The sequence below is a fragment of the Promicromonospora kroppenstedtii DSM 19349 genome, from assembly GCF_000515355.1.
Taxonomy (GTDB): domain Bacteria; phylum Actinomycetota; class Actinomycetes; order Actinomycetales; family Cellulomonadaceae; genus Promicromonospora; species Promicromonospora kroppenstedtii.
In genome coordinates this window covers 8,406-10,605 of record NZ_KI911728.1, presented here as the reverse complement: position 1 = coordinate 10,605, position 2,200 = coordinate 8,406, and the positions used below count along the sequence as shown (strand labels likewise).

2 protein-coding genes are annotated in these 2,200 nt (G+C 72.2%); one reads left to right on the top strand and one right to left on the bottom strand.

Annotated features, from left to right (window positions below; all coding sequences use genetic code 11):
* Positions 1–229: 229 nt before the first annotated feature.
* A complete protein-coding gene (locus PROKR_RS21595; protein ID WP_036967251.1) occupies positions 230–1,564 on the bottom strand; it encodes a bifunctional o-acetylhomoserine/o-acetylserine sulfhydrylase in 1,335 nt (444 codons plus the stop codon).
* A 421-nt stretch (positions 1,565–1,985) separates the two neighbouring features.
* Here PROKR_RS21595 and PROKR_RS35780 point away from each other — a divergent pair.
* The coding region (locus PROKR_RS35780; RefSeq protein WP_169736506.1) for a hypothetical protein at positions 1,986–2,200 on the top strand (215 nt) is incomplete at its 3' end.

Below are 2,200 nucleotides of genomic sequence, written 5' to 3'. Positions count from 1 at the left end.
CGCGAGGTCCCGGCGGGTCCCGCCGGGGCGACGTCGCCCGTCTCGCGCCGGCCGGCGCCGTGGGCGTCGTCCGACACGGAGAACGGCACGCTCGCGGTGCGGAGGGTCTGCTCGGGGGCGCCGTGCTCGGCCTTCGGGGTGGTGACGGCCATGGCTTCTCCTACGGCTCGGGGTGCGGAGCGGGCACCGGAGGGTTCCCCGGTGCCCGCTCCAGGTACGGACGGGACGATCAGCTCTCCTCGCCCAGGAGGTTCTTGGCGGCGGTGAAGCCGAGCTCCAGGTCCGCCAGGATGTCCTCCACGTTCTCCAGGCCGACCGCCAGGCGCACCAGGCCGGGCGTGACGCCCGACAGCGCCTGCTCGTCCGGCGTGAGCTGGGAGTGGGTCGTGGAGGCGGGGTGGATCACGAGCGACCGGACGTCCCCGATGTTCGCCACGTTGGAGTGCAGCTGCAGCGCCGAGACGAAGGCCTGGCCCGCGTCCGCGCCGCCGTCGAGCTCGAAGGCGAGCACCGCGCCGGCGCCCTTGGGCGCGTACTTCTGGGCGTTGGCGTGCCACGGCGAGCTCGCCAGGCCGGCGTAGTGCACGCCGCGGACGTCATCCCGGGCCTCCAGCCACCCGGCGACGTGCTCGGCGTTGGCGACGTGCCGCTCGATCCGCAGCGACAGCGTCTCCAGGCCCTGGGCGAGCAGGAACGCGTTGAACGGCGAGATCGCCGCGCCGAGGTCGCGCAGGAGCTGGACGCGGGCCTTGAGCACGAAGGCCAGGTTGGCGCCGAGCGCGCCGTCCACGCCCAGGTCCCGGGCGAAGACGATGCCGTTGTAGCTCGGGTCCGGGGTGTTGAAGCCGGGGAACCGCTCGGGGTCGGCCGCGAAGTCGAACCGGCCGCCGTCGACGATCACGCCGCCGATCGCGCTGCCGTGCCCGCCGAGGTACTTCGTCGCGGAGTGCACCACGATGTCGGCGCCGTGCTCGAACGGGCGGATCAGGTACGGGGTGGCCACCGTGTTGTCCACGATGAGCGGGACGCCGGCCTCGTGGGCCGCGGCCGCGACGCCCTCGATGTCGAGCACGTCGGCGCGCGGGTTCGGGATGGTCTCGCCGAAGAACGCCTTCGTGTTGGGCCGGACGGCGGCGCGCCAGGCGTCGAGGTCGTGCGGGTCGTCCACGAACGTGGTCTCGATGCCGAACTTGGGCAGCGTGTGGTGCAGCAGGTTGTATGTGCCGCCGTAGAGGCTCGCGGAGGCGACGACGTGGTCGCCCGCCTGCGCGAGGTTCAGGATCGCGAGGGACTCCGCGGCCTGGCCGGAGGCGACCAGGAGGGCGCCGACGCCGCCCTCCAGGCTGGCGATGCGGTCCTCGACGACCTGCTGCGTCGGGTTGCCGATGCGCGTGTAGATGGGCCCCAGGTCCTTCAGGGCGAACCGGTCGGCCGCGACCCCGGCGTCGGGGAACACGAACGAGGTGGTCTGGTAGATCGGCAGTGCGCGTGCGCCGGTCGCGGGGTCGGGCTCCTGGCCGGCGTGGATCTGGCGGGTCTCGAACGACCACTGGGGCTGCGTCATGGCTCTCCTGCTTCCTGTGCGGGGTGGCGTGCTTCTGGCTGAACTGACCGAGCTGAGCCGCGGCATGCCCCGTGGGGCCTGCGCATCAGGAGGGGTCCGCGGCGGGTCGAGGGCGCGCACGCGGAGGTCGGCCGGGCGGCCGAGGGCAGGCGAACGTGCGCTGGATCAGCAACAACACATTCGACGAGTCATGGTGCGACCGTAGACGGCCGCGGGCGAGGGCGAAAGCCATGTCTTGAATCGTGAGATGCAGAAATGAGACAGGGTGGGCGACTCTGGTCCCGTGTCGGCGTATGCGCCGTTTTGCCTTCCGGATGCGCACTTCGGAGGCTCGGGGCACATTTGATCCGGTAACAACGGAGTGATTCACAGGATCTGCGCAAGGCGACACGCCGGAGTGGCGCGGATCGGAAGGGGGATCATGCAACGGATCCGAGCTCTGGACGAGTCCGCCGGGTCGGAGCGGCACCGGCACGGCGGCGTGCTGGTGTTCCGTGCCCTCGGTTCGGCGGTTCTCGCCTTCACTCTGGTGTTCCCCTGGGGGCCCAGCGCCGAGGCGGACCCGCCCGCCGACCCGCCGTCCGCGCCGTCGGCCCAGGACGTGCAGGACGCCCGCGACGCCGTGGCCGCCGGGAC

What these genes read in the sequence shown, in the direction of transcription:
- PROKR_RS21595 (WP_036967251.1), bottom strand. Translation starts at nt 1,564, where the DNA reads ATGACGCAGCCCCAGTGGTCGTTCGAGACCCGCCAGATCCACGCCGGC.